The organism is Sulfitobacter sp. HI0129 (assembly GCF_001635395.1).
GTDB lineage: Bacteria > Pseudomonadota > Alphaproteobacteria > Rhodobacterales > Rhodobacteraceae > Sulfitobacter.
Map to the genome: position 1 here is coordinate 1 of NZ_LWGH01000851.1, position 4,974 is coordinate 4,974.

A 4,974-nucleotide genomic window follows, 5' to 3' on the forward strand; every position below is an offset into this window, starting at 1 on the left:
GCCATGCGGATGATGGCGACGGTCGGGCCAGATTTAATGAAGGGGAGCCATTTTCTCATACTCCCCCACATAGAGCGCCCCCTACGGCCAAACAAGGCGACAGACCAAAGCTCATTCGCGGATGCGCCAGCCCGTCTTGAAAATCCACCAGATGAGACCGAGGCAGATCGCCGTGAAGGCACCGATGGCCAGAAGGCTGGTCAGGATCGGGACATCGGCGGTGTCGAAGAATGCCCAGCGGAAGCCCGAGATCAGATAAACCACCGGGTTGAACATTGAGATCACCTGCCAGACCGGCGGCAGCATGGAGATGGAGTAGAACGACCCGCCGAGAAACACGAGCGGCGTGACGATCAACAGCGGAACAAGCTGCAATTGCTCGAAGTTGCCCGCCCAGATTCCGATGATGAACCCCATGAGCGCGAAGCTGATGCAGGTGAGGATCAGAAAGGCCACCATTGCCACGGGATGGGCGATGGAGATGTCCACGAAGAAGAAGGCGGTGATCAGGATGATCGTCCCGATGAAAAGCGCCTTCGTCGCGGCGGCGCCGACATAGCCCAGCACGATCTCCAGAAAGTTGATCGGCGCGGAAAGCAGCTCGAAAATCGTACCGATGAATTTCGGAAAGTAGATGCCGAAGGACGCGTTGGAGATGCTCTGCGTGATGACCGACAGCATGATCAGCCCCGGCACGATGAAAGCCCCGTAGCTGACGCCTTCGACCTCGTCGATGCGGCTGCCGATGGCGGCGCCGAACACCACGAAGTAGAGCGACGTGGACAACACCGGAGAGATGATGCTCTGCGCGATGGTGCGGAAAAAGCGCGTCATCTCAAAAATGTAGATGGATTTGACGGCAGTCCAGTTCATGCTGCATCCTCGTGAACAAGCCCGACGAAGATGTCTTCCAGACTGCTCTGGCGGGTCACCACGTCACGCAGAACGAGCCCTTCGGCAGCGACCTTGGACAGAAGCTGCGTGATCCCGGTCCGCTCGCCGCGGGTGTCGTAGGTGTAGATCAACGCGCTGCCGTCCGGCGACAGGCTCAGCTTGTCCGATTGCAAAGCCTCCGGGATAGCGTCCAAAGGCTCGGTCAGCTGCACTTCGAGCTGCTTTTGCCCCATGCGCGCCATGAGCGCGGATTTCTCCTCCACCAGCAGCAGTTCGCCCTTTGCAATGACGCCGATGCGGTCGGCGATGGCCTCGGCTTCTTCGATATAATGGGTGGTCAGGATGATGGTCACGCCGTCCGCCTTCAGCCCTGCGACGATCTCCCACATGTCCTTGCGCAGTTCGACGTCCACGCCCGCCGTGGGTTCATCCAGAAACAGGATACGCGGTTCATGGGCCAGCGCCTTGGCGATGAGCACGCGGCGCTTCATGCCGCCCGACAGTGCCCGGATCTGACTGTCCTTCTTGTCCCAGAGCGATAGTTGCCGCAGCACCTTCTCGATATGGGCGGGATCGGCGGGTTTGCCGAACAGCCCGCGCGAGAACTGGACCGTCTTGATCACCTTCTCGAAAGGTTCGAGGTTGATTTCCTGCGGGACGAGCCCGATGAGCGACCGCGCCGCGCGGTAGTCCGCCACAGTATCATGGCCTTCCGCCGTCACAGTCCCGGCCGAGGGCATGGTGATGCCACATATGGTAGAGATCAGCGTGGTCTTGCCCGCCCCGTTCGGCCCCAGCAGCGCGAGGATTTCGCCCCGTTCGATCTGCAGGTCGACGCCTTTCAGGGCCTCGAACCCATCGTCGTATGATTTCCGCAGGCCGCGGATGTCCAGAATGGGGGGCATGGCCGTCTCCGTTGAATTGAGCGGAAGCTACACGCGATGGCGCGACAGGAACAGGCAGTTGCCTCGACGTCAGCTGTCCTTCTTGCCGAACCAGCGCCGCTTTTTCTCGTCGTCCAGCTTTTCTGTGGGGGGCTCCCCCTCGGCGGTCTCTGTACCGCCTTCGAGGGATGTCTGCAGATTGTCGAAGAACTGATCGGCCATCTTCTTGGCGAAACCGTCGATGATGCGGCTGCCAAGCTGCGCCAGCTTGCCGCCGACCTTGGCGTCGACCTCGTAGCTCAGCTCCGTACCGCCATCCTTTTCGGTCAGCCTCACCTCCGCACTGCCCTTGGCAAAGCCCGCGGCCCCTCCCTTGCCCTCGCCGGTGATTTTCAGCGCCTCGTCCTGAACGAGATCGGAAAGGGTCACATGGCCCTTGAAGGTCGCCTTCACCGGCCCGACCTTCTGCACTACGGTGGCGTCATAGCCTTCTTCGACCGAACCGCTCACGTCCTTTGCGCCCGGGACGCATTTCTGCAGCATGCCAGGGTCCAGCAAAGCGGCATAGACCTCTGCGGGGCTGGCTGCGATCTGGCGGGTATCGGACATCTGCATGGGGGGTTCCTCCGTTCGGGTTGGGGCCAACCTAGCGTAATCGCCGGGGAGCTTCCAACGACAAAGCGATGGACAGCCCCGGCACCGGTGGTAGGTCTGGCGGCATGACCTCCTCTTCCGATCCCCGTTCGGGGCGTGCGATCCTCTTCATTCTGCTGGGCATCCTCGCAATCTCCGTCAATGACCTTCTGATCAAGCAGCTTTCAGGCGGCTACCCGCTGCACCAGATCGTCTTCGCGCGCTCTGGCATCGGCATCCTGCTGACGCTGGTTATCGTGCAGATGGAGGGCGGCCTCCGCATCCTCAAGACGCGGCGGCCGATGCTGCATGCGCTGCGCGGTCTGCTGGTCGTCATCGCGAACATGACCTTCTTTCTCGCGCTCGCCGCCCTGCCGCTGGCGGATGCCACGGCGCTTTTCTTCGCGGCGCCGCTTTTCATCACGCTGCTGTCGATCCCGATCCTCGGGGAAAAGGTGGGCGCGGTTCGCCTCACCGCCGTGGCGGTGGGGTTTATGGGGGTTCTCATCATGCAGCGCCCCTGGGCGGGGAGCGAAGCGCTGGAAGCGCCCCGCATCGTGCTGCTTCTGCCGGTGGTGGCCGCGCTGACCTATGCGCTCAACCAGTTGATGACGCGCAAGCTGGGGGTGGCGTCAAAGGCATCGGCGCTGTCGGTCTATATCCAGCTCGCCTTCATCGTCGTTTCGATCCTGTTCTACGTGGTGGCGGGCGACGGGCGCTTTGCCCCCGAAAGCGGCTCCGCCTCGCTGGAGTTCCTGTTGCGGGCATGGGTCTGGCCCGCCCCGGGGGACGGTTGGGTCTTCGTTGCGCTGGGGGCGAATTCGGCGATCGTGGGCTATTGCCTCAGCCAAGCCTACCGGATCGGCGATGCGGCCACCGTCGCGCCCTTCGAATACGTCGGATTACCGCTGGCGGTATTCTGGGGCTTCGCGGTCTTCGGCGACATCCCCGATTGGGAAGTCTGGGTGGGCATCGCGCTGATCCTCGGCTCGGGGCTGTTCGTGTTCCTGCGCGAACGGCAGAAGGCGCGCTACGTCACCCACACCGATACGATACCGCATTGACCCCGGAGCAGGTACGTCAGGCGGAAACCTCGATCACGACCTTTCCGGTGGCTTCGCGACGGCGCAACAGGTCCAGCGCCTCGTTTGCCTGCTCCAGCGGCAGCACGTTGCTGACATGGGGTTTCAGGCGGCCTTCGTCGTACCATTGGAACAGCTGCGTGAAACTGTCCGTCAGGACGGAGGGCCGCAGGCGGGCATACCCGCCCCAGTAAAGCCCCAGCACCGTCAGGTTCTTGACCAGCAGAATGTTGGCGGGCACCTGCGGCACGTCACCGCTGGCAAATCCAAGCGGGATCAACCGCGCTTCTGGGTTGCAGGCGCGCAGGGCGGCCTTGAACTGATCACCGCCCACCGGGTCGTAGACCACATCGGCCCCGCCGAGCGATTTGACGAATTCGCGGATATCGCCGGTTTCGGAATCCAGCAGATGATCGGCCCCTGCCGCGCGGCAAACCTCAAGCTTTTCGGCGCCTCGGGCCACGGCGACCACTTCGGCCCCCATAACCTTGCCCAGTTCCACCGCCGTCAGGCCCACACCGCCGGAGGCGCCCAGCACCAGCAGCCGCTCCCCCGGTTTCAGATGCGCCTTGTAATCGAGCGCGACGTGACTGGTGCCATAGGCCACCAGAAAGGCCGCCGCATCGGTCATCGACATGCTGTCGGGGATCGGCACGCAGATTTCGGCAGGCAGGGCCGCATATTCCGCCAGACCGTCGAACCCGGAATAGGCCGCGACCCGCTGCCCCACCTCGAGCCCCGTCACACCATCGCCCAGCGCGGTCACCGTACCGGCCAATTCCATCCCGAGGGTGAAGGGCAGCGCGGGCTTTTCCTGATAGGTGCCCTTGATCAGCAGAAGGTCCCCAAAGTTCAGTCCGCAGGTTTCGACCTGCACCAGCACCTCGCCCGCCTTTGGCACCGGCAGTTCGAGGCTCTGCATTGCAAGTGGTTCGCCATAGCCCGTGACCCGCATCGCCCGCATCTTAAACTCCTTTGCATATTCGCGCGCAAAAGGCCCCAATCGGGCACTGATGGCAAGGGTCTTCGGAACCCGTCCAGCCACGTCACGGTTTGACCGTGAAGCACGCGCCGCAGATGGCGCTGTGCATATACAGGGTCCGGATCAGTTCATGTTCGAAGTCGTTATCGTCGGTTCCGGCCCCACCAGCCTCTATACGATTGCCGCATTGCTGGACCGTCCCGCGGGGCTGTCGATCACCGTGCTGGAGCGGGAGGAGATGAGCGGTACAGGCATGCCCTTCCGCCCGGAGGAGACCGATTCCGTCCTGCTTGCGAATATCGCCAGTATCGAGGTGCCCCCGATCTGCGAAAGCCTGCTGGACTGGATCACCGGCTTGCCGGATGCGGTGCTGTCGCATCTGGGCATCTCTGAGGATGACCTTCACGAAAGGCATTTCTTCCCGCGCATCCTGCTGGGCGCCTATCTGCGCAGCCAGTTGGGGCGTCTGGCCGATCTGGCGGAGGAACGCGGCCACCGG

Annotated in this window: 6 protein-coding genes; 2 read left to right on the forward strand and 4 right to left on the reverse strand. The window is 62.7% G+C overall.

Translation table 11 applies throughout. The features are described 5' to 3' along the window. Window positions 1-111 precede the first annotated feature (111 nt). The 3 genes from A3764_RS20005 to A3764_RS20015 all read right to left on the reverse strand — a co-directional run bounded on the left by A3764_RS20005 (window position 112) and on the right by A3764_RS20015 (window position 2,393). Window positions 112-873, reverse strand: a complete 762-nt coding sequence (locus A3764_RS20005; protein WP_067924846.1) for an ABC transporter permease — start codon at window positions 871-873, stop codon at window positions 112-114. Next, window positions 870-1,799, reverse strand: a complete 930-nt coding sequence (locus tag A3764_RS20010) for an ABC transporter ATP-binding protein (protein WP_067924848.1) — start codon at window positions 1,797-1,799, stop codon at window positions 870-872. Before A3764_RS20010 ends, A3764_RS20005 begins: the two co-directional genes overlap by 4 nt. Before the next feature lie 69 nt (window positions 1,800-1,868). Next, window positions 1,869-2,393, reverse strand: coding sequence for a CoxG family protein (locus A3764_RS20015; RefSeq protein ID WP_067924851.1), 525 nt, complete (start codon window positions 2,391-2,393; stop codon window positions 1,869-1,871). 104 nt (window positions 2,394-2,497) lie between these two features. Between A3764_RS20015 and A3764_RS20020 the strand changes: the two genes are divergently transcribed. Then, entirely contained in the window at window positions 2,498-3,475 is a 978-nt protein-coding gene (locus A3764_RS20020; protein WP_067924854.1) for a DMT family transporter, read from the forward strand. 16 nt (window positions 3,476-3,491) lie between these two features. Here A3764_RS20020 and A3764_RS20025 read toward each other — a convergent pair whose 3' ends face one another. Next, complete coding sequence (locus tag A3764_RS20025) at window positions 3,492-4,457, reverse strand: NADPH:quinone oxidoreductase family protein (protein ID WP_067924857.1); 966 nt, start codon at window positions 4,455-4,457, stop codon at window positions 3,492-3,494. 148 nt (window positions 4,458-4,605) lie between these two features. Here A3764_RS20025 and A3764_RS20030 point away from each other — a divergent pair. Continuing rightward, the coding region (locus A3764_RS20030) for an FAD/NAD(P)-binding protein (RefSeq protein ID WP_201722480.1) at window positions 4,606-4,974 on the forward strand (369 nt) is incomplete at its 3' end.